The sequence below is a fragment of the Streptomyces sp. NBC_00223 genome, assembly GCF_036199905.1.
GTDB lineage: Bacteria > Actinomycetota > Actinomycetes > Streptomycetales > Streptomycetaceae > Actinacidiphila.
In genome coordinates this window covers 5146649-5172628 of the sequence record NZ_CP108109.1, presented here as the reverse complement: position 1 = coordinate 5172628, position 25980 = coordinate 5146649, and the positions used below count along the sequence as shown (strand labels likewise).

Here is a 25980-nt window from a genome sequence, read left to right as displayed (position 1 = left end):
TGATGGGATGCCGGGATGGACCCCGTTCGTACCCTCGCCCTTTTCGACGCCCAGATGCGCCGCGCCGCCTTCCCCGCCGGGACGACCGTCGGGCGGGAGACGGGCGGCGGCCCCGACGGTTGGGCCACCGTCACCTGGTCGCGGCTCGACGAGGACAGCGCCGACGCCGCGATCGCCGCCGAGCTGGCCTGGCTCGCCTCCCCCGAGGGCGCCGGCCCGGAGTACGAGTGGAAGCTGTACTCCCACGACCGCCCCGCCGACCTCGGTGACCGCCTGCGCGCGGCCGGCTTCGTACCGGACCCCCCGGAGACGCTGATGGTCGCAGAGGTCGCCGAGCTGGCCCGGGATGCGGCGCCGCCGGAGGGCGTACGGCTGGAGGCGGTCACGGACCCGGCCGGTGTCGATCTGCTGGCGGCCGTCCATGAGCAGGCGTTCGGCGCGAGCGCGGACCATCTGCGCGCGCGGCTGCTCGACGATCTCGCCGAGCGCGCCGACACCGTGCTGATGACCGTGGCGATGGCCGGTGACGTGCCGGTGTGCGGGGCGCGCATGGAACTCCACCCGGGTACGGACTTCGCGAGCCTGTGGGGCGGCGGCACCCTCAAGGAGTGGCGGGGGCGCGGAATTTACCGCGCGCTGGTCGCCCACCGGGCCCGGCTCGCCGCCGAACACGGCTTCCCCTACCTCCAGGTGGACGCCTCCGACCAGAGCCGCCCGATCCTGGAGCGGCTGGGATTCGTTCCGCTCAGCGTGACCACGCCGTACCTCCGCGAGGGCTGAGGGACAGAGGCCCACCACTGTGCCCACCACCACGAAGGTGCCCGCGCCCATGACCGCCGGGAGGGCGGGTCGACCCGCGATCCGGCGCCCGGCTCCTTCGACTTCCCGGCGAGGCCCGGCCGTTCGCGGGCGGCCGGCCCGTGGCACCGCTTAGGGTTGGCCCATGGCCCGAGTGCTGTCCGTGAATGTGTCCCGCCCGCTCGCCGTGCCCTACACCGACTCGGCCGGGGGCGTCACCGGGATCGACAAACGGCCGGTCGCCGGGGCGGTGTCCGTGGCCGCGCCCGGGCCCGCCGGACAGGCCGGCAGCGGGGTGGCCGGGGACGCGGTGTGCGATCTGCGCTTCCACGGCGGCGACGACCAGGCCGTGTACGCCTACGCCCGTGAGGATCTGGACCGCTGGGAGAAGGAGTTGGGCCGCGACCTCACCCCCGGCTCCTTCGGCGAGAATCTGACCACGACCGGCATCGACGTCAACTCCGCGCTGGTCGGCGAGCGTTGGCGGATCGGCCGGACGGTCGTGCTGGAGGTGACCTCGGGGCGGATCCCGTGCCGGACCTTCGCCGGGTGGCTGGACCAGAAGGGCTGGGTGAAGCGCTTCACCCAGGCCGCTGTTCCCGGGCCCTTCTTCCGGGTGCTCGTCCCCGGGGAGATCGCCGCAGGCGACCCCATCGAGGTGATCGCCAGGCCCGCCCACGAGGTGACGGTCGGCTTCCTGTTCCGGGCGATGACGACACAGCCGGAGCTGCTGCCGCGGGCGATGGCGGCCAAGGACGCGCTCAACGTCTCGTACGCGGAGGCGATCCGCGCGCGGCTGGCGAGGCGGTAGCCGCGCCCGGGCGTCCCCCACGGCCGCCTAGGGTTCCCCCATGACGACTTCACTGGTGACGGGGGCGACCGCGGGGCTCGGCGCGGCGTTCGTACGGCGGTTGGCGGCCGACGGGCACGGGCTCGTCCTGGTCGCGCGGGACGAACAGCGGCTGGCCGACTCCGCGGCGGACCTGCGCGAGACGTACGGGGTCGAGGTGGAGGTGCTGCCCGCCGACCTCGCGACGGAGGAGGGCATCGCGGCGGTCGAGGCACGGCTGCGGGACGTCGGCCGCCCGGTGGACGTGCTGGTCAACAACGCCGGGTTCGGCAACCGGGGACGGTTCCTCGACGCCCCGGTGGGCGAGGATCTGGCGATGCTGAGGGTGCACTGCGAGGCGGTGCTGCGGCTGACCACCGCGGCGGCCGAGGGGATGCGGGAGCGCGGCCGCGGCTTCGTGATCAATGTGGCCTCGGTCGCCGCCTTCATGCCGCGCGGGACCTACTCCGCGAGCAAGGCGTGGGTCGTACGGTTCACCGAGGGCGTCGCCCTGGAGCTGCGCGGCAGCGGTATCCGTTTTCTCGCCCTGTGCCCGGGCTTTGTGCGGACCGAATTCCATCAGCGGGCCGGAATGGACGCCGAGCGGCTGCCGTCGTGGGCCTGGCTCGACGCCGACAAGGTGGTGGCCGCGGCGCTCCGCGATCTCGCCCGGGGCCGGGTGGTCAGCGTCCCCGACGTGCGGTACAAGGTGGCCGTCGCCTTTGCCCGGCATGTGCCGTCCGGGCTTTTCGGGGCCGTCTCCACGGGCGCGGGCCGCCGTTACGATCCCAAACGCTGAGCGGCCGTCCGGCGCGATACCGTCACACCGCCCGATCGGCGTGCGGTCAGCGGCCCTTGGCGGAGGAGAAGCGGCGGCGGAAGGCGGCGATCACCATTCCGGTGTCCTCCCGCATGCTCGGAAGCGCCAGCTGCCGGGGGAAGTTGAACCAGATGATCGACAGATGCGTGGCGAAGCAGGCCAGAAAGAGGAAGAGCGCGATCAGCGCCACCAGGCTGCCGGCGTCGCGGCCCTCGTTTCCCTGGAGATCGGAAACGGCCGCGGCGAAGAAGAACACGCTGATGGTCGCCGCCATCGCGGTCAGCAGCAGCGAAGCCCGTACAGCCCCGCGATGGACCGCGGGGCTGTACGGGAGACGCGAGAACGAGATCACCATCTTGTCGGCGTACCGGGGGTCGTTCCACAGCTTTCGCAGTACGTACACCCCGTGGAATATCGCGACGGCGAGAGATATCAGTCCGGCTGCCAGCAGAGCCATCTGATCATTCCCGTCTCGTCGCGATATTCATCACCGGCCGGGCGGATCAACTCAGGTCAGAACCATTTGTGCCAGACCTTGTCTATCGCGTTGTTGGTGATGCTGGTCGTGATGATACCAGCAACGGCTCCCACCGTAACCCCCACTGCCGTACCCACGATGGGCACAGGAATGGCGGTGCCGATCTCCGCGCCTATCAGCGCGCTGGCCCAGATCATGCCCATGTCGGCGCCGGTGGTCACCGCTGTCTCGGCCACATTTCCATTCGTGGCCTGGTAGTTCGACCAGGCGGTGAGTCCGAGTCCGATGCCGTTCGCCACCTTGAGATATCGGGTGAGTCCCGGCAGTTCCGCGCCGAATCGCGCGTTCTGGATCTGGACCTTGTCGCCCGCGACCATCGACGCCATTTTCAGGGCCGCGGGGGTCTTGAGGAAATTGGCCAGTCCCTTGATCGCTTCTTCGAGTTCCGCCGCGTCGGCGTTGGGATTGTTGAAGACGCTGATGATGGCGCTCCAGCGTTTGGCGAGATCCGGCGGGGCGTTCGCCATGGTCCCGCCGCCGGCCAGAATTCCGTTCAGTGCCGCGCAGACCCGTCCGCCGAATCCTTCGTCGGCGCATCCGGTGGACGATGTCCAGTGGGAAAGGACGTCCTTGAGCGCGTTGTCGTGCTTACCCGCACCCTGGGCGCTGTTGTATTCCGGGCAATTGGGGTTCGTCAGGCTCGGGCACGCCCCGGCCTTCACGCCGCCGCCACCGCCGCCGCCGCGGTATTCGGGGCAATTGGGGTTGATCAGACTCGGGCACATACCGCCGCCCTTGCTGCCGCCACCCGATGAACCGCCGCCTCCGCCCTTGCCGCTGCCGCCGCGGTATTCGGGACACTGCGGATTGTTCAGGCTCGGGCAGGGCGCGCCCTGGCTCCCGGTGGTCACCGGCATTCCGCCGACGCACTTGATCTTGCCGGTCGCGCATTCCTCCAACTGGCGTCCGGAGGGGTCGCTGTACGTGGTGGGGTTGTTGCCCGCGTACGAGTAGCCGTTCATGGTCTGGTCGTGGTCGGCGTCGAGCACGGGGTCGACGCTGATGAACTGACCGGTGTCCGGGTCGTACTGGCGTGCCCCGATCTGGGTGAGCCCGGTCCCGGTGTCCTCGGGTGCGCCGAGGAAGGACTTGTCGTCCGGCCAGTCGCCGGTGGAACCGGCGGAGATGGTCTGGCCGAAAGGCGACTGGAAGCGCTTGACGAACGCCTGGGTGTCGGACTTCACGGCCACCGTGGAGGTGCCGTGCTGGTCCCCGGTCAGGAAGTACAGCTGCTGGCTGCCCGACTCGTTGGTGCGGACGGCCAGGGTGGCGGTGCCGTTGCCGTAGTAGCGCTGGGCCCAGGTGGTCCCGTTGGCGCGCAGATGCAGTTCGGTCGCTCCGGCGTAGAGGATCCGCTCGCCGTCGCTGGTGCTGCGCACGAGCAGACCGCCCGCGGCGTCGTAGACGTAGTCCGTCGACCGGCCGCTCTCGGTGATCTGGCTGAGGTAACCCTCCGGGGACCACTGGAGGTTCTGGGTCCCGGTGTCGCCCGGCCGCTGGGTGGTGTTGCCGGTCGAGTCGTAGACGTAGCCGGTGGCCGGGGTGTCGCAGCCGCCTGCGCCGGGCCGGGTGCCGCTGAGGGTGTGCGGCTGGCCGCCCTGGTAGCAGTAGGACGTCAGAATGTCGCCGGTGACCTTGTGCTCGGTCTCGGTGGCACGCTGACCTGCCGTGTCGTAGGTGTAGCCGGTCCAGTACGGGGCCGGTCCGGCCAGTGCGGAGGCGCTGCGGGCGGTGCCGCAGTTCTGGGACGAGGGTGTCCATGCCTCGGTCAGCCGGCGCTGGCCGTCGTAGCCGTAGCACTGTGTCTCGGCGCTCTCCGTGCCGCCCAGGGTGCTGGTGTCGGTGATCGACGTGACGTTGCCCGCCTTGTCGAAGCCGTAGTTCAGGTCCTGGAGCGCGTAGGGCTGGGTCTGGTCGGTGACCAGGCTGCGGGTCTGCCGGCCGGTGCCCTCCTCGAAGGTGTTGGTGATGTACGTGTTCTTGTTGGCCGAGGCGCTCATGCCCAGCGTCAGCTGGTTGACCTGGCCCAGCGCGGAGTAGTCGGTGGCCAGCAGATAGCCGGTGGCGCCGCTGACCGTGGTGACCGCGCCGAAGCCGTTGCGGCCGTAGTTGACGGTCTCGGACGGCAGTCCGCCCAGCGCCGGTTCCGTGGTGTTCTTCAGCGTGCCGTCGATGCCGTAGTAGCTGGAGAACGTCAAGGTGGCGGGCGAACCCGCGGTGACCAGCGGGTCGTCGGCGGGCAGCGTGATCTGCGTCTCGACCGGGTTGGACATGTTGTCGTAGGCGGTGACCGTCTTGCCGTACGCCTTGCCGTTCTTGCCGCCGATGTAGCGGACCGCCGACGTCAGCTGCCCCTTGAGGACGCTGTCGTAGGTGTCGGCGGTGAGCTGGTTGGCGTCGGTCTTCGACCCGTTCCAGGTGCCGGTGATCCGGCCCAGCACGTCGTACGCGGTCAGGACCGTGCGGCCGCGCGAGTCCGTCGTGCTGATCGCCTGGTCCAGCCCGTTGAAGCCGGTGACGGTGGTGCCCTTGTCGGGGTCGCCGGTGCTGACCTGGCGGCCGAACAGGTCGTAGGCGTAGGTCCACCGCGAGCCGTCGGGACCGGTCACCCGGCTGGGCTTGCCGTCGAGGCCGTACTCGGTCTTCACCGAGGAGTAGGAGGCGCCGACACCACCGCCGTACTGGGCGTCGGCGGGGCTGGTGCCGTTGTAGTCGCGGGTCTCGACGACCCGGCCGAGCCCGTCGGTGATCGAGCGCTTGGCCGTACCGCCGTCCAGCGCGGTGGTGGCCGTGGAGTCACCGGTGTACGTGCTGGTGGTGGTGTACTTCTTCACCCCGTACACGTACAGCGAGCTGCTGGTCTCCCGTCCGGCGCCGTCGAACGTCGTCTCCATCTGGCTGGGCGCCTCACCGAACTCGGCCCGGGTGTAGGTGCCGTTCGGCGCGGTCGTGCTGTCGAAGATGTCGGCGAAGGTCTCGTAGCTGTTGCCGCGCGAGTCATAGCGGGTGTCGGTCAGCAGCCGGCCGCCCAGCGGGGTCGCGGACTGGGTCTGGAGGGGACGCTGGAGCGCGTCGTAGATCACATAGGTCGTGTTGTACGTGGTGCCGTCGGCCTTGAGCTTCGCCGAGGAGATCCACGACGGCTTGTCGTTGGAGAGGTGGTAGGCGAACTTCAGATTGGGGCTCTGCCCCGCGCCGCTGTCGCGGTTCGGCTCCCAGACCGAGAGCAGCCGGCCGAGCGCGTCGTACTGCGTCTCGGTCTTCTGCAGGTTGGCGTCGTACGAGCGCAGCGCCAGTCCGCGGCGGGGGTCGATGAAGTCGGTGGTCTTGAAGCCCTTGGCGTCGGTGGTGACCAGCTTGGTCACCGGACCCGAGGTGAGCGGGGTGTACGTGGCGCCCGTGGTGTTGCCCGCCGCGTCCGTGGTGCTGGTCAGCCGGCCGAGGACGTCGTAGCCCATCGTGCTGCTGGTCTGCCAGCCCGTCGGCGGCCGCTCGCCGCTCGTGTCGGCGTGCGCCGGGTAGCCGGTGGCCCGGCCGCTCCAGGTGGTCCGGCCCTTGGTCGGCGTCTGGTTCGCGGTCCAGGCGGTGGCCTGCGCGTTGTCGTAGACGACGCCGGTGTCGGAGAGCACGTCGCCGCGTGTGTCCGTGTTCGCCGGCAGGTTCAGCGACGCCTCGGCCGTGGAGCAGGGCTTGGCCACCGAACGGGTGCGGGAGACCAGACTCGTGAGGCCGACCGCGTCGTTGCGGGCGTACCAGGTGCGGGCACAGGTCTCGTCCCCGCTCACGGCGTTGTCACCGGAGTCGTCGACGGTGACGGGCATCCCGTAGCTGTCGAAGGTGGTGGCGACGCTCCGCGACCGCCAGGTCTGCGGCACGGTCCGGTAGGTGTAGCTGGTGGTCTTGGCGGTGCCGACGAAGTGCGCGACCACGTCGGGGGCGCCGCTCACCGACTGGCGGGCGGTCTCGTGCGACCAGGGGTCGTAGACGCTCGCGCTGATCGCGGTCGAGCCGTCGTACGTCACCTGCTCGCGCAACTGTCCCGAGTACACGTCGCTGTCGGTGATGGACGCGACCGACAGCGCGGGGGACGTCAGCGGGGCGAAGGACACCGAACGGGTCGTGCCGTCCTTCTTCTTGTCCCCGTTCATGCCCTGGAGGTAGATCGAGACCGTCTTGCTGCGCTCGGCGACGACCGAGCCGCTGTAGACGGTCACCTGGCGGTAGCCGCGCCAGTCCGACCAGGTGCGCTCGTCGCTGGGGGTCATCGGTTCGTTGTTGTGGTGCCAGGCCGCGCCGGAGTAGTCGTAGGTGTACTCGACCGGCTCGTTCTGCCCGGCCGGGTCGGAGACCAGCACGTCCAGCACCCGGTACTTGTGGAACCAGTCGACCGACGACTCCAGGGCGCCGTTGATGTGCCAGAACTGCGGGTAGCAGTTGCGGGTGTTGGTGTCCTCGGCCGCGGTGAGCACCTGGCTGCGCACGCACTCGGGCGCGGACAGGGTGACGGTGGTGATCGCGCCGGTCTCCGAGGTGACGGTGGAGATCCGGGGGCGGGTCAGCGGCAGGATGTCGTCGGTGCCGTCGACCCGGTTGGGCCGCATCTGGTAGGTGAAGGTCACCGGGTTGAGGGTGATCGCCGTGCCGGCCTGGCCGGTGCGCTTGATCGACTTCAGGGTCAGCACCTGGTCACTGGAGTCGCCGATGTCACCGCCGTCCAGATATTCCTGGACGAACGCCCAGGTGTCGACCGGGTCGTAGGCGCTCGTCGACTGGTTCCAGGAGAAGGTGCTGATCCCGGTGAGGCGCTTGCGGGAGAAGAACGAGGGCGCGGGTGCCTTGCAGTCGTCGTCGTCCTTGGCGCAGATGGCGTCGAAGGGCACGTCCGGCCAGTTCTCCGCGGTGCTCTTGGTGAGGCTGGAGCAGTCGGAGGCGGTGCAGCGCTCGGCGTAGGCGAAGGTGACCTTGCCGTCGGCGTCGTCGGTGAAGAGGGCGTCCTTGCGCAGACCGTAGGTGATCTTGTTCAGATAGCCGCTGCGGACGTAACCGGCGTCCGCCTTGGTCGCCTTGTTCTTCTTGTAGTAGTTGGTCTCCTTGGTGTACCAGTACGTCGCCGCGTTGCCGTCGATGTCCTCGACGTAGTCGAGGTTCCAGCGCCAGGCCTGGGTCAGCGAGCGGTCGGCGAAGGTGCTCCCCGAGGAGTAGCCGGGCTCGCCGGAGTCGTCGCCGAACACCGGTACGGTCCAGGTGGAGTTGGTGCGCTCGGTGCCGGCCCCGGGCAGCTTGTTGAGGCCGAAGACGTACTTGGTGCCGTCGCCGGTCAGCACCGTCCAGTACTCGCCGTCGTCGTCACCGTTGTCGGCGCCGGTGGAGCGGGTCACCTTGGAGGCGTCGTCGCCCTGGAGGTGCCAGTCGCCGGTGGTGTCGTCCTTGACCAGCTTGGACGCCCTGCCGTTGAGCACCAGCGTCGCGTTGTCGTACTTCCAGCAGAGGTCGTACACCTTGTCGTGGCCGTCGTCGTCGCACCCGCCGTAGGAGCGCTCGACATAGGAGTTGCTGAGGTCGAAGCCCTCGCCGACGGAGGTGCCCTGGTTGTTGCTGGTGGCGGTGCGGCCGTCGACGCTGCCGGAGTCGTAGCCGAGCGACAGGGCCGGTACGGGTCCGGCGGCCGCGGGCGGCAGCCCGAAGTCGTACGACCAGCTGAACGAGCCCGAGCTGCTGCCCGCGTTCCAGGAGGAGGACTCCGACAGCGGAGTCGCCGCGTAGTCGCCCGTGCCGGCCGCGGACTCACCGCTGCCGGAGGCGGCCGCGGTCAGCGCCAGGACGGCGGTACCGCCGACCAGTTGGGTGGACAGACCGGAGTCGGCCCGCGGGAGGTCGACCTGCGCGGAGACGGTGTGCCCGCCGATGTCGTTGTGCGAGGCCACCGGGGTCTGGACCCGGCACTCGGGCTTCTCCGGGGTGGTCAGCGCGCACTGCGGCAGCGTGACCAGTCCCAGCCGCTGTCCCCAGCCGCCGCCGATCGCGCCGGCGAAGCCGCTGTAGTCGACCCGCAGTTCGGCCCGGCCCGGCTCCTCGGCTCCCGCGGTCAGCAGTACGCCGGTGACCCCGGCCCGCTGGGCGGCCTGCTGGTCGAGCACTTCGACCCGCGCGGACCCGGCGGCCGCGCGGCCGCCGGACGTCGCCGCGGGGACGTCCACCGTCACCGGCAGTCCGCCGGCGTGTGCCGTCCCGGTCCCCGCCGCGGTCAGCGGCACGTCGGCCCGGCCCGGCCTCGGCCAGGCGGCCCTGCGCTCGGCCGTCGCCTCGGCCGCCGAGGCCGCGTTGGCCGCCGCGTCCCGGGTCACGGCGGCCCGCGCCCGGGCGGCGCCCAGCCCCTTGACCGCGGCGACCTTGCTCACCCGCTGGTCGGGGACGTCCGGCCGGCCGAGACCGGCTTTCGCCGACTGCGCCGTCGTGGTCTGCGCGGACGCGGCCTGCGCGATGCCCATCGGCACCGCGAGCGCCAGCACCGCCACGGTCACCGAGGCGCGCACACAGCGTCGGCGCACCCCTTGCGACCATCGTCTCGATGCGCCCAACCCGAACGCCATGAATGAGCCCCCACCCTGTCGTTGAAGATCGCGAGAAGTTGCGGAGAGTGCGAAGAGTGATGCGCGGGAACGGCCGGAGGGGGGAGCGGCAGCGCGCGGTCCCCCCGCGCGCCGCCGTCCCCGGCATCCGGACGCGTCAGTCGCCCACCTGCTGGTCGATCTGCTCGGAACTCACCATCGCGCCGGCCCAGACCCGCACATCGGTGATCCGGCCGGGCAGGTAGTGCTGCCAGGTGGTCCCGGCGTAGGACGCGCCGACCGCGAACTCACCCGTGCCGACCTGCGCGGTGTACGCCTTTTCCTCGCCGTTCTGGTTGTGGCCGAGGTAGAGGCTCACGGTGCCGTCCTGGGCGTTGAACACACCGGTCAGCCGGACCGCGCTGTCCATCGCGGCGGTCTCGTCGGACACCACGGAGGTGAAGGTGCCGTCGCTGTTGAGCCGCCCGAAGTGCCAGATGCCCACCGGGACGGTCTTCTCCTCCAGCGTGTCCTCGTCCAGCACCGTGGACTTGCCGGTCAGCTGGAACCAGAAGCCCCAGGACGAACCGCTCGCGGTGCGCTGGCCGACCACCTGCCCGACGTAACCGACCGGCTTGGCCGCCAGCTTGGCGCCGTCCAGGGACACGGCCGTGGTGACCGTGAACGAGCCGGAGTCGTCGACGAGCGCGCCCGGCGTGGTGGCGGCGCCGTTGACGCCGTCGAGCACGAGGGACTCACCGTCGAGCGAGGCGCCGCCGGTCAGCGTGAGCGAACGCCCGTAGCCCGAGGCGGTGTCGGCCAGCGAGGTGCCGCTGGCGTTCGCCGGGTCCCACGCGCCGACCAGCTCGGTCTGGCCGAAGCCGCCCGTGTCCAGCGAGCGCGCCTCGACAAGGGCCTCGTCGGGCGTCAGCGTGCGCTGCCAGACCTTGACCTCGTCGATGATGCCCTGGGTGTTGTACTGGTAGAGGTTCGCCCACTTGTACCGGCCGATCTGGAACGCGCCCGTCGCGGACCAGGAACCGGCGGTGTGCGTGGTGCCCTGGAGGATCCCGTTGACGTAGAGCTTGATCTCCTGAGTCGCCGGGTCGTAGGTGCCCAGCAGATGGGTCCACTGGCCCACTTGGGCGGCCCGCGTGTCCTTGATGCCGTAGTACGCGGTGCCGGTGTCGGCGTCCTGCTCCTTCACTCCGAAGAAGTAGGTGGCCAGGCCCTTGTCGTAGCCCATGATGAACGGGCTGTAGCGGGTGCCGTCCTGCGAGAGCAGGATCTGGTTCTTGCTGAGGTCGTCCAGCCGCACCCACGTGGAGAGCGTGTACGCCGACCGGGTCTCCAGCACCGGCCCCGCGGTCGACGCGTAGCCCGAGGTGCCGTCCAGGGACAGGCCCTTGTCGGTGGCCGGGGTGGTCACCGGCACGCCCGAGGCGTCGTGCAGGATCTCGCCGCGGCGGCCGCGGCCGTCACGGGTGGCCCCGGTCGTGGACAGGGTGGCGTTGTGCTGGTTGGCCGCCACCGTGGTGGAGGAGTCCACCGCGACACCTGACGCCTCGTCGAAGTGCCACTGGGCGACCGGACCCGCGCCCGCCGCGACCAGGAAGTCCACCAGCGACTGCGCGCCCCACCGGCCGATCGAGTCCTTGGCGCGGACGGTCAGCTGATACGTGCCCGCCTTGCCCGGCACGATGTCCTTGTGCACGGTCGCGCCCGCGATCTCCGCGGACCAGGCCGTGTCCGTCGACAGCTTGTACTGGTAGGCGACGTTGTTGGTGTCCCCCGACGCGGGGGCGAAGGTGAAGGTGCCCTTCGTGCCGGGACCGCCGGCCGGCGCGCAGGAGGTGGCGGTGCACGCGGTGTACGGGCTGCCCATGGTGATCACCGGGGCCTTGGGCGCTGTGGAGTCCACGGTGAAGTAGCACGGCGTGGTGTAGCCGGTGTTCAGCTGGTTGGTGCCGCCCTCGTAGAAGGAGAGGGTCAGCGCCTTGAGCCGGTACTTCGTCCCCTCCTGGAGGGTGGGCAGACTGGCCGTCTGGGTGGCGAGGTTGGCCACGTATCCGGAGGTCGGCCGGGTGACATCGGTGAACGCCGTCACCCAGGTCGAGCCGTCCCACTTGTCCGTACGCCACCGGATGCGCAGATTCGCGCCCGACTCGCCGCCGGCCGCCGTCTGCGGGCGGCCCGAGACCAGCGGTGTGGGGTCACTGACGATGGTGGGGTCGGCCGAGTTGGTGGAGCAGATCACGCCGTCACCGGTGACCAGGCCGGGCGTCTTGGGCAGCGCGGGGGTGGCGACGAACTTCACCGCGAGCACGGCGTCGTTCTTGAACCGCTTCCAGGCGCTGGTGTCCGACTCGTCGTGCGCCCTGAGCTCCAGCGTCAGCCGGGAGAAGCTGCCCGCGGCGAAGCTCTTCACCGTCGGGGTCAGATTCTCGTTGGTCTCCTCCGCGTTGTCCGTGAAGTCGATCGCCTTGGTGGGCTGGGACGGGCTGCACGCCGAGCCGCGGCCCGCCGACACATTGCGGTCCACCATCAGGTCCAGGTCCTTGGGCTTGGACGACCAGGCGGTGGACGACGAGATGTTGTCCGTGCGCTCCAGGTCCACCCAGCGCGCGTCGCAGGAGAACGACCAGGTCTCGGTGGCCCGGAAGGTGGCCGACAGCACCGACTTGCCCTTGAGGCTGGTCGGCGAGAACTCGAAGTAGAGCCGCTGGGTGTAGCCGGGACCGCAGTAGTAGCCGTTCCAGGTGCCGCAGTGGCCGATCCCGGAGCCCTCGTTGTCGGTGCCGTTGCCGAAGTTGTACGACTTGTAGCCGTCCGAGCGCAGCAGGGTGCGCTCGTCCCCGCTCCACGTCACCGTCGGGTCGATGTAGAGCGGGTACTGCGCCTCGGTGGTCCGGCCGATCAGATCGGCGTCGGGGACCACCGAGACCGAGTGGTCGGTGACGGTCGTCCGCATCTCCGCGACGTCGTCGCCCTGTCCGGGCTGCTGCGAGCGGTCCACCACGCCCTCGCCGGAGGGCGTCGCGGCGAAGGCGGTGGTGCCGGGCGGCGGCGCGTCCGTCTGCGTGTCGCCGGGCGTCGCGCCGGTCCGCGCCGCGGCGCGGCCGGTCGCCGCGGGGGCCGCCGGGGCCTCGTCCCGTACCGCGCCGGCCGAGTTCCACATCTGGGCGCGCGGCGCCCGGAACACGGTCCGGCCCTCACCGTCGACGGCGGCCAGGTCGCCGTCGGTGCCCGTGCGGACGGTCAGACCGTCGCTGCTGAGCGTGTAGTCGACCTTCTTGAGCCTGGGATCGCGGGCCGCCTCGGGGGTCTTGACGACCAGCACGTGCTGGAAGCCCTCGACCGTGGCGGTCACCTTCAGGTCGACGTCCGGCAGGACGTCCGGGTAGAGCGCGCTGGCGCCGCTGAGCACGGGCGCGGGCAGCCGGCCCGGCCAGCCCACCTGAAGCGACTTGCCCTGCTCGGAGATCCGTACCAGGCCGGCGCCGTCACCGCCGCCGGAGAAGGACATGTCCACGACCGCGGCCGCAGGCCCGACGGAGCCGTCGGGGCGCCGGACCAGCGTGGCGTCCGGTGTCTGCCAGCCGCCGCCGGGCTTCTTCGCCCGGACCGGTACGGCGGAGTCCTCCAGCGTGAACGTGAGCCCGTCCGGGTTCGCGTACGTCGTGGTGTTCTCCGTCGCCTGCCCGGCGATCTCCACCCGCTGACCCGTGCGCTGGGCCTCCGCGAGCGCCTTCTGATCCTCCGTCTGCGCCGGGGGCGTCCCGGCGTCCGCGGTCGCGGGCGCGGCCCCGAGGCCCAGCATCGGCGCGACGACGAGCAGCGCCGTCACCGCCGACAGGGACCCGCGTCTCCATGCGTTTCCTTTGCCGCGCGCTGCGCGCGGCTCCCCCCACCCCATATGAACCCCACACCCCAGGATCGAACACTCGGACGAACTCAAACAGCGTGTATCCAACAGTCTTCGCTGATTGACCGTCAAGGTCTTTACACACGGGGTGAGATGGGGGAATGACCGGTCATACCGGGTGCATCCCTGCTCCGGCTTCGACCGTTTCGCCGGACCTCACAGGGAGAAGCGTTACCCTACTGTGACCATTTCTTGAACAACCGAACGCCACAACGCCCGAGGCCCGGCGGACCCCTTACCGGGGGTCCGCCGGGCCTCGGGCGGCTGTCGTACGGACTTCGTACGGACTGTCAGGTGCTTGACGCGATCGCGTCAGTGGGAGTGGCCGTGACCGTGACCGGCCTCGGCGGACTCCTCTTCCTTCTTCTCCACGACCAGCGTCTCGGTCGTGAGCAGCAGGGAGGCGATGGACGCCGCGTTCTCCAGGGCGGAGCGGGTGACCTTGACCGGGTCGATGACGCCGGCCTTCACCAGGTCGCCGTACTCGCCGGTGGCCGCGTTGAAGCCGTGGCCCTTGTCCAGCTCGGAGACCTTCGCGGTGATGACATAGCCCTCGAGGCCCGCGTTCTCGGCGATCCAGCGCAGCGGCTCGACGGCGGCGCGGCGGACGACCGCGACACCGGTGGCCTCGTCGCCGGTCTTGCCGAGGTTGTCGTCGAGAACCTTGACCGCGTGGACCAGCGCGGAGCCACCGCCGGAGACGATGCCCTCCTCGACGGCCGCGCGGGTCGCGGAGATCGCGTCCTCCAGGCGGTGCTTCTTCTCCTTGAGCTCCACCTCGGTGGCGGCGCCGACCCGGATCACGCAGACACCGCCGGCCAGCTTCGCCAGACGCTCCTGGAGCTTCTCACGGTCCCAGTCGGAGTCGGTCGTGGCGATCTCGGCCTTGATCTGGCCCACCCGGCCGTCGATCTCGGCCTTGTCACCGGCGCCGTCGACGATCGTGGTGTCGTCCTTGGTGACGGTGATCCGGCGGGCGGTGCCCAGCAGGTCGAGACCGGCCTGGTCGAGCTTGAGGCCGACCTCCTCGGCGATGACGGTCGCGCCCGTGAGGGTGGCGATGTCGCCGAGCATGGCCTTGCGGCGGTCACCGAAGCCGGGCGCCTTGACGGCGACGGCGTTGAACGTGCCGCGGATCTTGTTGACCACCAGCGTGGACAGGGCCTCGCCCTCGACGTCCTCGGCGATGATCAGCAGCGGCTTGGAGCCACCGGACTGGATGACCTTCTCCAGCAGCGGCAGCAGGTCCTGGATCGAGGAGATCTTGCCCTGGTGGATGAGGACGTACGGGTCGTCGAGTACGGCCTCCATCCGCTCCTGGTCGGTGACGAAGTACGGCGAGAGGTAGCCCTTGTCGAAGGCCATGCCCTCGGTGAAGTCCAGGTCGAGACCGAAGGTGTTGGACTCCTCGACGGTGATGACACCGTCCTTGCCGACCTTGTCCATCGCCTCGGCGATCAGGTCGCCGACCTGCTGGTCCTGCGCGGACAGCGCGGCGACGGCGGCGATGTCCTCCTTGCCCTCGATCGCGCGGGCGGTGGCGAGCAGCTCCTCCGAGACGGCCTTGACGGCCGCGTCGATGCCCTTCTTGAGGGCGGCCGGGGAGGCACCCGCGGCGACGTTGCGCAGGCCCTCGCGGACCAGCGCCTGGGCCAGCACGGTCGCGGTGGTGGTGCCGTCACCCGCGATGTCGTTGGTCTTGGTCGCCACCTCCTTCACCAGCTGGGCGCCCAGGTTCTCGTAGGGGTCGTCGAGCTCGACCTCACGGGCGATGGTCACGCCGTCGTTGGTGATGGTGGGGGCGCCGAACTTCTTGTCGATGACGACGTTGCGGCCCTTGGGGCCGATCGTCACCTTCACGGTGTCGGCGAGCTTGTTGACGCCGCGCTCAAGGGCGCGACGGGCGTCCTCGTCGAACTTCAGGGTCTTGGCCATGCCTGGGAACTACCTCGTCTACTCGTCTAATCACGTCGTCACGGACGGCAGGACGGTCAAAGAAACCGCCCCGGGCACCCGGGCCTTGAGGACACGGAAACCCGGGGCGGGATCACGGCTGCGGTGAAGCCGCGAACTACTTCTCGATGATCGCGAGCACGTCGCGGGCCGAGAGGACGAGGTACTCCTCGCCGTTGTACTTCACCTCGGTGCCGCCGTACTTGCTGTAGAGCACGACATCGCCGACGGCGACGTCGAGCGGCAGCCGGTTGCCGTCCTCGAAGCGGCCCGGGCCCACGGCCAGGACGACGCCCTCCTGGGGCTTCTCCTTGGCGGTGTCCGGGATGACCAGGCCGGAGGCCGTGGTCTGCTCGGCGTCGAGCGGCTGGACCACAATGCGGTCCTCAAGCGGCTTGATGGCAACCTTGGTGCTGGCGGTCGTCACGATCCGACCTCCCCCTTCAAAGGGCTCACGGGAGTGTCTGTCAGGGTCGGCGACCTGGTAGGCCCGTCGTCGCGGGTGCCGGACCTGCCCGTCGCTGAACTGCTGGCACTCAACGGTGTCGAGTGCCAGAACTGAGACTAGGACGCTCTTAGCACTCGGTCAAGCGGAGTGCCAGTGGCGTACCCGTACGGACGCGTCCGCGACGCCCCGCGACGGCGGAGATGGCGCCCACGCCGGCAACGCCCCCGCCGGGGGAAAGAGCCGGGCACGCGCCCGTATGCCCGGCACCCCGGCCCGGAGGGCACCGCCGGAAACCACCATCCCGCGTCCCACCACGGCGGCGGAAAACAGGCGCCCCCGCCGGGGGAAAGAGCTGGGCACGCGCCCGTATGCCCGGCGCCCCGGGCCGCAGGGCACCGCCGGAAACCACCATGCCGCGTCCCACCACGGCGGCGGAAAACAAGCGCCCCCGCCGGCAACGCCCGCCGCAGGGGCGGTAAAAGCAGGCCGCGGCGGCGGGAAACAGGTGCTGATGCCGGCACACCCGCCCGGCGGGGGGAAAGAGCCGGGCACGCCCGTACACCCGGCGCCCCGGGCCCCAGGGCACCCTCGGCGGCGGGAGAATGATCGCGTGGACGATTCCGAGGGCTTTGCCGCGCTGCTGACCGGGGACGGGCAGGCGCTGCTCGACGCGCTGCGCGACCACGACCCCGCCGACGAACTGGCCGCGGCCACCCGGCTGCGGCGGACGTACGACCCCGCGCTGGTGTCGGCGGCGCTCGGCCAGGCCCGGCTGCGGCAGCGCGCGGTCGCGAAGTTCGGCGCGGAGGACGCCCACCGGATGTACTTCACGCCCAACGGCGTGGAGCAGGCAACCCGCGCCTCGGTCGCCGCCCACCGGGCCGAGCGCTTCGCCGCGCTGGGCGTGCGCCGGCTCGCGGACCTGTGCGGCGGCATCGGCGGCGACGCGATCGCGCTGGCCAGGGCCGGGATCGAGGTGCTCGCCGTCGACCGCGACCCGCTGACCTGCGCGGTGGCCCGCGCCAACGCCGAGGCGCTGGGCCTGGCCGACCGGATCGAGGTGCGCCACGCCGACGTGACCGAGGTCGCCACGGGGGCGTACGACGCGGTGTTCGTGGACCCGGCCCGCCGGACCGGACGCGGCCGCACCTTCGACCCGGAGGCGTACTCCCCGCCGCTGTCCTGGGCGCTGACCGCCGCCCGTACGGTCCCGCACGCGGCGGTGAAGGTCGCGCCCGGCATCCCGCACGAGGCCGTACCCGCCGACGCGGAGGCCGAGTGGGTCTCGGACCGCGGGGACGTGAAGGAGGCCGCGCTGTGGTTCGGCACCGAACCGGGCACCGTACGGGCCACCTTGCTGCCCTCCGGCGCCGCCCTCCACAGCCGCGGCACCCTGCCCGACCCGCCGGTGCTGCCGGTCGGACGCTTCCTGTACGAGCCGGACGGCGCCGTCATCCGCGCGCATCTGGTCGCCGCGGTGGCCGAGGAGCTGGGCGGCGGCCTGATCGACCCGACCATCGCCTATGTGACGGCCGACGCGGCGCGCCCGACACCGTACGCGACCGGGTACGAGATCACCGATGTGCTGCCCTTCGGCCTGAAGCGGCTCAAGGCGCTGCTGCGCGAGCGCGGGGTCGGCACGCTGACGGTGAAGAAGCGCGGCTCGGCGGTGGAGCCGGAGGAGGTCAGGAGGCGGGTGAAGCCGCAGGGTCCGCACGCGGCCACGGTCTTCCTGACCCGGGTGGCGGGGGCGCCCTCGATGCTGATCGGGCAGCCGGTCCGCGGGAATTGACAGCCCGTCAGGACTCGACCGACACCGAGACGAACCGCCAGCGGTGCACCTCGCGGCGCACCAACTCGGCGGGCGGCTCGGGGAGTTCGGGCAGCTCGGCGTCGTAGGGCTCGTCCCACCAGCTGAGTACGAGGACCCGGTCGCCGGGCGCGGTGAGGAATTCCCGGCGGCGGGGGGTGCCGGGCAGGTCGCCGGCCTCCTCCCGGGCCCAGTCGAGGAGTTGGGGGCCGCGGCCCTCGGCGGCGGCGGCCTCCCACATCAGGGTGACGGTCATCCGTAGAGGTTGTCCTTGCTCAACTCGTGCACGTGGTCGTGGGAGTGGCCCGGCGCGTGCGCGTGTCCGTGGTCGCGCGCGTGCCCGTGCTCGTGGGAGTGGCCCTCCGGCGGGTGGGTGTGCCCCGGCACCGAGACCTCCGTGACCGGCAGCGAGGAGTCCGCGGGCAGGTCGAAGGTGGACGACGGCCGGCCGCGGGCCACCATCTCCGCGCCGAGCGCCGCGACCATCGCGCCGTTGTCCGTGCACAGCCCCGGGCGCGGCACCCGCAGCCGGATGCCGGCGTCGGCGCAGCGCTCCAGCGCCAGCGAGCGCAGCCGGGTGTTGGCGGCCACTCCCCCGCCGATCATCAGATGGTCGACGCCGTTGTCCTTGCAGGCCCGAATCGCCTTGCGGGTCAGCACGTCCACCACGGCCTCCTGGAAGGACGCGGCCACGTCGGCGACCGGTACGTCCTGGCCGTCCCTGCGCCGGGCCTCGACCCAGCGGGCCACGGCGGTCTTGAGACCGGAGAAGGAGAAGTCGTAGAGCGGGTCGCGTGCGCCGGTCAGACCGCGCGGGAAGCCGATCGCCTTCGGGTCCCCCTCGCGCGCGTGCCGGTCGATCGCCGGGCCGCCGGGAAAGCCGAGGCCGAGCACCCGGGCCACCTTGTCGAACGCCTCGCCCGCCGCGTCGTCGATGGTCGAGCCCAGCGGCCGTACGTCGCCGGTGATGTCGGGCGCGAGCAGCAGCGAGGAGTGGCCGCCGGAGACCAGCAGCGCCATCGTCGGCTCGGGCAGGGCGCCGTGTTCGAGCTGGTCGACGCAGATGTGCGAGGCGAGGTGGTTGACGCCGTAGAGCGGCTTGCCGAGCGCGTAGGCGTACGCCTTGGCGGCCGAGACGCCGACCAGCAGCGCGCCCGCGAGGCCGGGCCCGGCGGTGACGGCGATGCCGTCGAGGTCGCGGGCGGTGACCCCGGCCTCCTTGAGCGCGCGCTGGATGGTGGGGACCATCGCCTCCAGGTGCGCGCGGCTGGCGACCTCGGGCACGACACCGCCGTAGCGGGCGTGTTCGTCGACGCTGGAGGCGACGGCGTCGGCGAGCAGGGTGTGCCCGCGCACGACACCGACACCGGTCTCGTCGCACGAGGTCTCGATGCCCAGGACAAGGGGTTCGTCAGCCATGGATCTCTGTTTCCTGTACGCCCGGCAGTTCGCCGGCGGTCGTGGTGGAGGCGGCGGCCGGGTCGGTGAGCCGCATCACGAGCGCGTCCACGTTGCCGGGCTGGTAGTAGCCCCTGCGCAGGCCGATGGGCTCGAAGCCGAAGCGCTGGTAGAGGCGCTGGGCGCGGGCGTTGTCGACCCGTACCTCCAGCAGCACCTCATGGCACTCGGCGGCGGTCGCGGCCCGCAGCAGGGCGGTCAGCAGCCGTGCGCCCAGGCCCGTGCCCCAGTGCTCGCGCGCGGCGGCGATGGTCTGTACGTCAGCGGTCCCGGCGACGGCGGCGAGCCCGGCGTAACCGGCGAGCCGGCCGTCGGGGGTCTCGGCGACCAGGTAGGTGCGGGTGGCCCCGGGGTGGCGGGCGTCGGCCAGTTCGGACCAGAACATACCGCGCGACCAGGCGTCCTCGGGGAACAGGGCGTGTTCGAGGGCGAGTACGGTGTCCAGGTCCCACCAGCGCATCTCCCGCAGGACGATCTCGCTCGGGACGGCGTTGGTCACTTCGGCAGTACCGCCTTGTAGCCGGCCGGGACCTGGGCGTCGGGGCGCCGCAGATAGAGCGGGCGGACGGGGGCGAAGCGCTCGCCGGCCGCCAGGCGGTGGGCGGCGAGGGCGGCCATGGCGCCCGCCGACAGATGGGCGGGGTCGGGACGACGGTCGGTGAAGACCTCCGGGTACAGCTCGGCGCCCGCGCCGACGGCGGGCAGCCCCCCGACGGCGTCGGCGATGTCGGCCGGGCGGTCCACGGCGGGTTCGGTGACGCGGTGTCCGGGGCCGTCGTACCGCGCCCAGTACACCTCTTTGCGGCGGGCGTCGGTGGCGACCACGAAGGGGCCGTCGAGTCCGGCCTCGCCGGCCGCCCAGGCGAGTCCGTCCAGCGTGCAGACGCCGTGGACGGGGATGCCGAGGGCGTCGCCGAAGGACGCGGCGGTCACCAGGCCGACCCGCAGCCCGGTGTACGGGCCGGGGCCGACGCCGACCACGACGCCGGTGACCTCGGCGAGCTCACGGCCCGCGGTGACCAGCACCCGGTCGACGGCGGGGACGAGGAGTTCGCCGTGCCTGCGCGCGTCGATCACCGTGGACTCGGCCAGCACCCGCTCCCCGTCGTGAAGGGCGGCGGTGACGGCGGGCGTGGCGGTGTCGAAGGCAAGCAGCAGCACGTAGCCAAGGGTACGGCGCGCGCTCGCGGCGCCGGGGCGGTGGGCCGGACAACTGCTAACGTCAACTTCGGACGAATTCCAATAAACAGTGGCAGATACTGACATTTTGCGTAACGCGCTGAACGGGAGGCGGCACCGTGACGAGGATCAGGTCGGGCGCGGTGGTCACCGGACTCGTCGCGGCGGCGCTCGCCGTCGTCGGGGTGCTCGCGGCGCAGGCGCCCGGCATCCCGGCCCCGCCGGTCGCCGCCGCCGCCCGGCCGGCCGGCGACCGGCAGGGGCTGCCCGCGGACTCCGGCACCGGCTCGCGGGTGGTCTACAGCGTCGGCCAGGCGCGGGTGTGGCTGGTCGGCGACCACGACGCGGTGCTGCGCACCTACCGGGTGACGGCGGGCGGGCTGGCGCCCTCGCCCGGCAGCCACACGGTCTTCGCGCGCGGCGCCCAGGGCAGGGGCGGCGACGGCGAGCCGGTCGAGCACGTCGTGCTCTTCGCGGCGACCGACGGCACGAACGTCGGTTTCAGCGCGGCCCTCAACGGTTCGCTCGGCCCGCACGTCCCCGACCGGCGGTCCGGGGCGATCCGCCAGACACGGGCGGACGGCGCCGCGCTGTGGCAGCGGGCGGCGATCGGCAGCGACATCGAAGTCGTGCCGTAATTCACCCGTTCGAGTGAGGGGTCGGTACCGCGGCTCAGGCCGCGTCGCGTCCCCGGGTCTCCCGGGGCGGCCGGGCGGCGGGACGCGGACCGGCGATCCGGGGCGCGGCGGGGGTGTCCCGCGGCGGTGTGGAGACCGTGCGGGCGGCCGCACAGGACGCCAGCAGATCACGGACCGAAGGGGTGGCCGCGGGCGCGGCGGAAGCGTCGAGGTGCTGGTCCTGCGGGTTCTGGGCCGACATGCGCGCCTCCTCGTGACGAGAAGTTAGGCAACCCTCACCAGGTGCCTGTCTCCAGCAGACCACGGAGGCGGGCCCCGGCGCAACATCTTCCCGACAGGCTGTCGGCTCAAGCCCCCCGAACGCCGAGAACGGCCAGGTCCTCGCGGGCCCAGCGCGGCCCGATCCCGGTGACCGTGACCTCGCGCACGTCGTCCCCGGCGTCGTCGCCGTCTGCGGCCTCTCCCTCTGAGCCCTTTGAGCCCTCTGAGCCGTCTCCGGCCTCGTACGCTCCCCCGACCGCTCGGGAGATCTCGACCTGGAGCCGGGCGTCCGACAGTTCCTCGACCTTGCCCTCGCCCCACTCCACGACCACCACCGACTCCGGCAGCGACACATCGAGGTCCAGGTCCTCCATCTCGTCCAGGCCGCCGCCGAGCCGGTAGGCGTCCACATGGACCAGGGCCGGGCCGCCGGACAGCGAGGGGTGCACCCGGGCGATCACAAAGGTCGGCGAGGTGACCGCGCCCCGCACGTCCAGGCCCTCGCCCAGCCCGCGGGTCAGCGTGGTCTTGCCCGCGCCCAGCTCCCCGCTGAGCAGGACCAGGTCGCCGGGGGCCAGCAGGCGGGCCAGCCGCCGCCCCAGCTCGCGCATCCGGTCGGCGGTGCGGACGGTGATCCGGACGGCGGGTCCGGACTGGGACCGAGGCGCGGAGCCGGCCTCGGGTACGGAGGCGTCCCGGGGTGCGGGGGCGTCCTGAGCGGTGCCCGCTCCTGCGGTACGGGGGTGGTCGTGCGGTGTGCCCATGGTGCCGAATGCTACGCGTCGGGCGCCGCCGCCAGGTCCCGCAACCGCTGCGGCACGGGCGCCCCCACGCGCTCGGCCGACTGCGCGATCAGCCCGGCGAGGGCCGCGTCGACCAGGCCGGGCCGCTCGAAGAGCACCAGGTGCCCGGCGCCCTCCACGACCACCAGCCGGGCCTCCGGCAGCCGGTCGGCGATCTCCTCGCTGTGCGCGCTCGGCGTCAGCAGATCCCGGTCCCCGGCCAGTACGAGCCCGGGCAGTCCGTCGAGCACGGCGAGCGCGTCGCCCTTCTCGTGCTCGGTGAACGCCGGGTAGAACTCCGCGACCACGTCGATCGGCGTGGACTCGATCATCCGCTCGGCGAACCGGCCGACCGCCGGGTCGATGTCGTCCGCGCCGAAGGCGTACCGCTTGATGATCCCGGTGAAGAGCTCGGCGGTGGCCCGGCGGCCCTTCTCGACCAGTTCGGCCTGGCTGCCGAGTATCCGCAGCAGGCCGGGGGCCACCGCGCGGAAGGCGCGGGCGCCCATCACCGGCAGGCCCAGGGTGACGGCGGCCAGCTTGCCCGAGGAGGTCGAGATCAGGGCGACGCCCGCGACGCGCTCCTCGACGTACGCGGGGAACTGGTCGGCGAAGGCCATCACCGTCATGCCGCCCATCGAGTGCCCGACCAGCACGACCGGGCCCTCGGGGACGGCCGCGTCCAGCACGGCCCGCAGATCGCGGCCCAGCTGGTCGATGGTCGCGGGGCCGCCGGACCGCTGGTCGCGGCCGCGCTCGCTGCGGCCGTGGCTGCGCTGGTCCCAGTAGACCGCGCGCACGGCGCCGCGCAGGGCGGCGCGCTGGAAGTGCCAGGAGTCCTGGTTGAGGCAGTACCCGTGCGAGAACACCACGGTGACCGGCGGATGGGCGGCCCTGGCCAGCGCCTGGCGCCGCAGCCAGCCGCGTTTGCGCGGCTCCGGCGGCGGCTCGGGGTCGGCCTCCTCGACCTCGTAGTACAGCTCGGTGCCGTCCTCGGCGAGCGCCGTGCCCGGGGCGCCGCGCAGACTGCCGTACGGGCCGGTCGCGTCGAGTGCGAGGCGCGCCTTGCGCCGTACGCCCCGGCTGACGGTGGCCCGCTCGATGGCCACGCCGGCCGCCGCCCCCGCGGCCACCACGCCGATCGCGGCGCCGACGAGCCCGGCCCGCTCCCACTTCACGCCCTCGGCCATGCGGGGTCAGCCGTTCCCGGGGCGCGGCACACGTACGGCGCGGGGCCGGCTCACGGCTGCCCGCCCACGTAGACGCGGGGCACGCGGGGGCCGATCCGGGTGACGATCTCGTAGGCGATCGTGCCCGAGGCGCGGGCCCAGTCCTCGGCCGTCGGCTCGCCGTGGTCGCCCGGCCCGAAGAGGATCGCCTCGTCGCCGGGGGACGCGGCGTCGCCGCCGAGGTCCACCACGAACTGGTCCATCGCGACCCGTCCCGCCACCGTCCGCCACTTGCCGGCCACCAGTACGGGACCGGCGCCGGACGCGTGCCGGGGCACACCGTCGGCGTACCCCACCGGGACCAGCGCGAGTGTCGTCTCGCCCGGGGTGACGTAGAGATGGCCGTAGCTGACGCCGTGGTTGCCCGGCACCCGCTTGACCGAGGCGAGCCGGGCGGCGAACGTCATGACCGGGCGCAGCCCGAAGTCCTCGGGCCCGCCGACCTGCGGCACCGGCGAGATGCCGTACATCGCGACACCGGGCCGGACCAGGTCGAAGTGGGACTCGGGCAGGGTGAGGGTGCCCGGCGAGTTCGCGATGTGCCGGACCTCCGGGGTCAGGCCCGCGTCCTCGGCCTGCGCCAACGCGGTACGGAACACCGCGAGTTCACGGTCGATCGAGGGGTGGCCCGGCTCGTCCGCGCAGGAGAAGTGGGCCCAGACGCCGGTCACCCGGATCAGCCCCTCGCGCTCGGCCGCGCGGGCGGCGGCGGTCAGATCGGGCCACTCCTCGGGCTGGGCGCCGTTGCGGCCGAGACCGGCGTCGATCTTCAGCTGCACCTTGGCGGTACGGCCCGCGGCGCGCGCCGCCGCCACGGCCTCGTCCAGCGCCCAGCGCGCGCTCACCGTCACATCGATGTCGGCCTCGATACAGGCCCGCCAGGGGCCGCCCGGGTTCCACAGCCAGCACAGCACCCGGCCGCCGACTCCGGCCGCGCGCAGCGTCAGCGCCTCCTCGGGCGTGGCCACGCCCAGCCAGGTCGCGCCGCCTTCCAGCGCGGCCCGGGCGCACGGGACCATGCCGTGGCCGTAGCCGTCCGCCTTGACGACGGCCATGAACGCGGCGGTGGGCGCTTTCGCGCGCAGTGCCGCGACGTTCGCGCGCAGCGCGGCCAGGTCGATCAGCGCGTGGGCGCGCAGGTCCTTGTCGTTCATCCCGCCCAGTCTCTCAGGCCGACGGCGCCCGGCGTGAGCTGCGGCTCCCCGGGATCGCGCCCGTTTCCCGCGCCTTTGCGCCGCTTGGCAGCCCATTGGCGGCCCCTTGGCGGCCCCTTGCCGCCCCGGTCGCGGTCAGCTCCCGGTCTCTCCCACGCCGCGCCACGCCCGTGGCAGCGCCTCCGCCACGTCCAGCGCGGACAGCGGGCCGCCGGGGTGTCCCGCCGCGAGCCTGGCCGCCAGGCCGTGCAGATACGCACCGCAGGAGGCCGCGTCGCCCGGCCCGAGGCCCGCCGCGAGCAGCGAGCCGGTGAGGCCGGACAGCACGTCCCCGCTGCCGGCGGTGGCCAGCCACGCCGTGCCGGTCGGGTTGACCCGCACGGGGTCGGAGCCGTCCGGTTCGGCGACCAGCGTCGTGGACCCCTTGAGCAGCACGGTCGCGCCGAACCGCGCCGCCAACTCCCGTACGGCGTGCAGCCGTCTGGCCTCGACCTCCTCGCGCGCCCAGCCCAGCAGCGCGGCCGCCTCCCCCGCGTGCGGGGTCAGTACGGTCGGCGCGGTCCGTCCCCGTACGGCCTCGGGGGTCAGCAGGCGCAGTCCGTCCGCGTCGACCAGCGCGGGTACGTCCGAGGCCAGCACCTCGCGCACGGCGGTGTGCGCGTCGGCGCCGTCGCCCAGTCCCGGGCCGACCACCCACGCCTGCACCCGGCCCGCCGCCCGCGGCGAACCCGGCGAGACCAGCGTCTCCGGGTGCCGGGCCAGTACGGCTTCGGCGCCGGGCCCGGCGTACCGTACGGCCCCCGCGCCGCCGCGCAGCGCGCCCGACACGGCGAGGACGGCCGCGCCCGGGTAGCGCTCGGAGCCCGCCGCGACGCCGACCACGCCCCGGCGGTACTTGTCGCTCTCGCCGCCCGGGCGCGGCAGCAGCGCGGCGACGTCGGCGTGCTGGAGGGCCGCGACGTCGGGGGCGCCGAGGTCGGGGCCGAGCCCGATGTCGATGAGCCGGAGCGCGCCGGCCAGTTCGGCGGCGGGGTCGATGAGCAGCGCGGGCTTGTACGTGCCGAAGGTGACGGTCACATCGGCGTGCACGGCGTCGCCCGGTACCTCGCCGGTGTCGGCGTCCACGCCGCTGGGCAGGTCGACGGCGACGACGGCCGCGCGCGCGTGCCGGGCGGCCTCGGCCAGGGTGGCGGCGTCGGGCCGCAGCCCGCCCTTTCCGCCGATTCCGGTGATGCCGTCGAGTACGAGGTCGGCGCGGCCGACGGCCGCGACTCCCTCCTCGGGGGTGGCGGTCCGCCCGCCCGCCGCGAGGAGCGCGGCCAGGCCCTCGGGGTGGGTACGGTCCGGGGCGAGCAGGACGGCGGTGACCCCGGCGCCGCGGCGGGCCAGCCGGGCGCCCGCGAAGAGCGCGTCCCCGCCGTTGGAGCCGCTGCCGGTGAGCACGACGACCCGGGACCCGTACACCCGTCCGAGTACGTCGGCGCACACCGCGGCCAGCCCGGCGGCCGCCCGCTGCATCAGCGCCCCCTCGGCCGACCGCGCCATGACCGCCCCTTCGGCCTCCCGCACCCCCCGCACCCCATACCCGTACCGCATACCACTCCCTCCAC

The 25980-nt window shown here is 72.4% G+C and carries 19 protein-coding genes; 5 read left to right on the top strand and 14 right to left on the bottom strand.

The window, feature by feature from the left end; genetic code table 11:
- Positions 1-15: 15 nt before the first annotated feature.
- The 3 genes from OHA30_RS22015 (at position 16) to OHA30_RS22005 (ending at position 2426) form a co-directional block, all read left to right on the top strand.
- On the top strand, positions 16-780 hold the full coding sequence (locus OHA30_RS22015; protein WP_328915570.1) for a GNAT family N-acetyltransferase: 765 nt from the start codon (positions 16-18) through the stop codon (positions 778-780).
- 163 nt (positions 781-943) lie between these two features.
- Complete coding sequence (locus OHA30_RS22010) at positions 944-1609, top strand: MOSC domain-containing protein (protein ID WP_328915569.1); 666 nt, start codon at positions 944-946, stop codon at positions 1607-1609.
- Between the two features lie 40 nt (positions 1610-1649).
- Positions 1650-2426 carry an SDR family NAD(P)-dependent oxidoreductase gene (locus tag OHA30_RS22005; RefSeq protein WP_328915568.1) on the top strand — a complete coding sequence of 259 codons (777 nt, stop codon included), beginning with the start codon at positions 1650-1652 and terminating at the stop codon, positions 2424-2426.
- Positions 2427-2472: 46 nt separating this feature from the next.
- Here OHA30_RS22005 and OHA30_RS22000 read toward each other — a convergent pair whose 3' ends face one another.
- The 5 genes from OHA30_RS22000 to groES form a co-directional block, all read right to left on the bottom strand.
- Complete coding sequence (locus tag OHA30_RS22000; protein ID WP_328915567.1) at positions 2473-2904, bottom strand: hypothetical protein; 432 nt, start codon at positions 2902-2904, stop codon at positions 2473-2475.
- A gap of 56 nt (positions 2905-2960) precedes the next feature.
- On the bottom strand, positions 2961-9473 hold the full coding sequence (locus OHA30_RS21995; RefSeq protein ID WP_328917945.1) for an RHS repeat domain-containing protein: 6513 nt from the start codon (positions 9471-9473) through the stop codon (positions 2961-2963).
- Between the two features lie 238 nt (positions 9474-9711).
- Positions 9712-13353 (bottom strand): LamG domain-containing protein, encoded by a 3642-nt coding sequence (locus tag OHA30_RS21990; RefSeq protein ID WP_405786069.1) that lies wholly within the window; start codon positions 13351-13353, stop codon positions 9712-9714.
- A gap of 417 nt (positions 13354-13770) precedes the next feature.
- Positions 13771-15393 (bottom strand): chaperonin GroEL, encoded by a 1623-nt coding sequence (groL, locus tag OHA30_RS21985; protein WP_328915565.1) that lies wholly within the window; start codon positions 15391-15393, stop codon positions 13771-13773.
- A gap of 136 nt (positions 15394-15529) precedes the next feature.
- Positions 15530-15838 carry a co-chaperone GroES gene (groES, locus tag OHA30_RS21980; RefSeq protein WP_033177833.1) on the bottom strand — a complete coding sequence of 103 codons (309 nt, stop codon included), beginning with the start codon at positions 15836-15838 and terminating at the stop codon, positions 15530-15532.
- Positions 15839-16469: 631 nt separating this feature from the next.
- Here groES and OHA30_RS21975 point away from each other — a divergent pair.
- Positions 16470-17651, top strand: a complete 1182-nt coding sequence (locus OHA30_RS21975) for a class I SAM-dependent methyltransferase (protein ID WP_328915564.1) — start codon at positions 16470-16472, stop codon at positions 17649-17651.
- A 7-nt stretch (positions 17652-17658) separates the two neighbouring features.
- Here the strand turns inward: OHA30_RS21975 and OHA30_RS21970 are convergent, their stop codons facing one another.
- The 4 genes from OHA30_RS21970 to tsaB are packed head-to-tail and all read right to left on the bottom strand — an operon-like array spanning position 17659 to position 20288.
- Positions 17659-17925, bottom strand: a complete 267-nt coding sequence (locus OHA30_RS21970; protein WP_328915563.1) for a hypothetical protein — start codon at positions 17923-17925, stop codon at positions 17659-17661.
- A complete protein-coding gene (gene tsaD / locus OHA30_RS21965; protein ID WP_328915562.1) occupies positions 17922-19088 on the bottom strand; it encodes a tRNA (adenosine(37)-N6)-threonylcarbamoyltransferase complex transferase subunit TsaD in 1167 nt (388 codons plus the stop codon). The genes OHA30_RS21970 and tsaD overlap by 4 nt, the downstream gene beginning before the upstream one ends.
- Positions 19081-19587: a ribosomal protein S18-alanine N-acetyltransferase gene (rimI, locus tag OHA30_RS21960; RefSeq protein WP_328917944.1), complete on the bottom strand. Its 507-nt coding sequence runs from the start codon at positions 19585-19587 to the stop codon at positions 19081-19083. Before rimI ends, tsaD begins: the two co-directional genes overlap by 8 nt.
- 35 nt (positions 19588-19622) lie before the next feature.
- Positions 19623-20288, bottom strand: coding sequence for a tRNA (adenosine(37)-N6)-threonylcarbamoyltransferase complex dimerization subunit type 1 TsaB (gene tsaB, locus OHA30_RS21955; RefSeq protein ID WP_328915561.1), 666 nt, complete (start codon positions 20286-20288; stop codon positions 19623-19625).
- A 137-nt stretch (positions 20289-20425) separates the two neighbouring features.
- Between tsaB and OHA30_RS21950 the strand changes: the two genes are divergently transcribed.
- Positions 20426-20944, top strand: a complete 519-nt coding sequence (locus OHA30_RS21950) for a hypothetical protein (protein ID WP_328915560.1) — start codon at positions 20426-20428, stop codon at positions 20942-20944.
- Between the two features lie 34 nt (positions 20945-20978).
- Here OHA30_RS21950 and OHA30_RS21945 read toward each other — a convergent pair whose 3' ends face one another.
- The 5 genes from OHA30_RS21945 to OHA30_RS21925 all read right to left on the bottom strand — a co-directional run bounded on the left by OHA30_RS21945 (position 20979) and on the right by OHA30_RS21925 (position 25966).
- Positions 20979-21185: a hypothetical protein gene (locus tag OHA30_RS21945; RefSeq protein WP_328915559.1), complete on the bottom strand. Its 207-nt coding sequence runs from the start codon at positions 21183-21185 to the stop codon at positions 20979-20981.
- 106 nt (positions 21186-21291) lie between these two features.
- A complete protein-coding gene (gene tsaE, locus OHA30_RS21940; protein ID WP_405785445.1) occupies positions 21292-21969 on the bottom strand; it encodes a tRNA (adenosine(37)-N6)-threonylcarbamoyltransferase complex ATPase subunit type 1 TsaE in 678 nt (225 codons plus the stop codon).
- A gap of 11 nt (positions 21970-21980) precedes the next feature.
- Positions 21981-23177 carry an alpha/beta fold hydrolase gene (locus tag OHA30_RS21935; RefSeq protein ID WP_328915558.1) on the bottom strand — a complete coding sequence of 399 codons (1197 nt, stop codon included), beginning with the start codon at positions 23175-23177 and terminating at the stop codon, positions 21981-21983.
- A gap of 50 nt (positions 23178-23227) precedes the next feature.
- Positions 23228-24370 carry an alanine racemase gene (gene alr / locus OHA30_RS21930; RefSeq protein WP_328915557.1) on the bottom strand — a complete coding sequence of 381 codons (1143 nt, stop codon included), beginning with the start codon at positions 24368-24370 and terminating at the stop codon, positions 23228-23230.
- 135 nt (positions 24371-24505) lie between these two features.
- Entirely contained in the window at positions 24506-25966 is a 1461-nt protein-coding gene (locus OHA30_RS21925) for an NAD(P)H-hydrate dehydratase (protein WP_328915556.1), read from the bottom strand.
- Between the last annotated feature and the right edge of the window lie 14 nt (positions 25967-25980).

Coding starts and splice junctions, on each gene's coding strand:
- OHA30_RS22015 (WP_328915570.1), top strand. CDS start 16: ATGGACCCCGTTCGTACCCTCGCCCTTTTCGACGCCCAGATGCGCCGC.
- OHA30_RS22010 (WP_328915569.1), top strand. CDS start 944: ATGGCCCGAGTGCTGTCCGTGAATGTGTCCCGCCCGCTCGCCGTGCCC.
- OHA30_RS22005 (WP_328915568.1), top strand. CDS start 1,650: ATGACGACTTCACTGGTGACGGGGGCGACCGCGGGGCTCGGCGCGGCG.
- OHA30_RS22000 (WP_328915567.1), bottom strand. CDS start 2,904: ATGGCTCTGCTGGCAGCCGGACTGATATCTCTCGCCGTCGCGATATTC.
- OHA30_RS21995 (WP_328917945.1), bottom strand. CDS start 9,473: ATGGGCATCGCGCAGGCCGCGTCCGCGCAGACCACGACGGCGCAGTCG.
- OHA30_RS21990 (WP_405786069.1), bottom strand. CDS start 13,353: ATGCTGGGCCTCGGGGCCGCGCCCGCGACCGCGGACGCCGGGACGCCC.
- groL (WP_328915565.1), bottom strand. CDS start 15,393: ATGGCCAAGACCCTGAAGTTCGACGAGGACGCCCGTCGCGCCCTTGAG.
- OHA30_RS21970 (WP_328915563.1), bottom strand. CDS start 17,925: ATGACCGTCACCCTGATGTGGGAGGCCGCCGCCGCCGAGGGCCGCGGC.
- tsaD (WP_328915562.1), bottom strand. CDS start 19,088: ATGGCTGACGAACCCCTTGTCCTGGGCATCGAGACCTCGTGCGACGAG.
- rimI (WP_328917944.1), bottom strand. CDS start 19,587: ATGCGCTGGTGGGACCTGGACACCGTACTCGCCCTCGAACACGCCCTG.
- OHA30_RS21945 (WP_328915559.1), bottom strand. CDS start 21,185: ATGTCGGCCCAGAACCCGCAGGACCAGCACCTCGACGCTTCCGCCGCG.
- tsaE (WP_405785445.1), bottom strand. CDS start 21,969: ATGGGCACACCGCACGACCACCCCCGTACCGCAGGAGCGGGCACCGCT.
- OHA30_RS21935 (WP_328915558.1), bottom strand. CDS start 23,177: ATGGCCGAGGGCGTGAAGTGGGAGCGGGCCGGGCTCGTCGGCGCCGCG.
- alr (WP_328915557.1), bottom strand. CDS start 24,370: ATGAACGACAAGGACCTGCGCGCCCACGCGCTGATCGACCTGGCCGCG.
- OHA30_RS21925 (WP_328915556.1), bottom strand. CDS start 25,966: ATGCGGTACGGGTATGGGGTGCGGGGGGTGCGGGAGGCCGAAGGGGCG.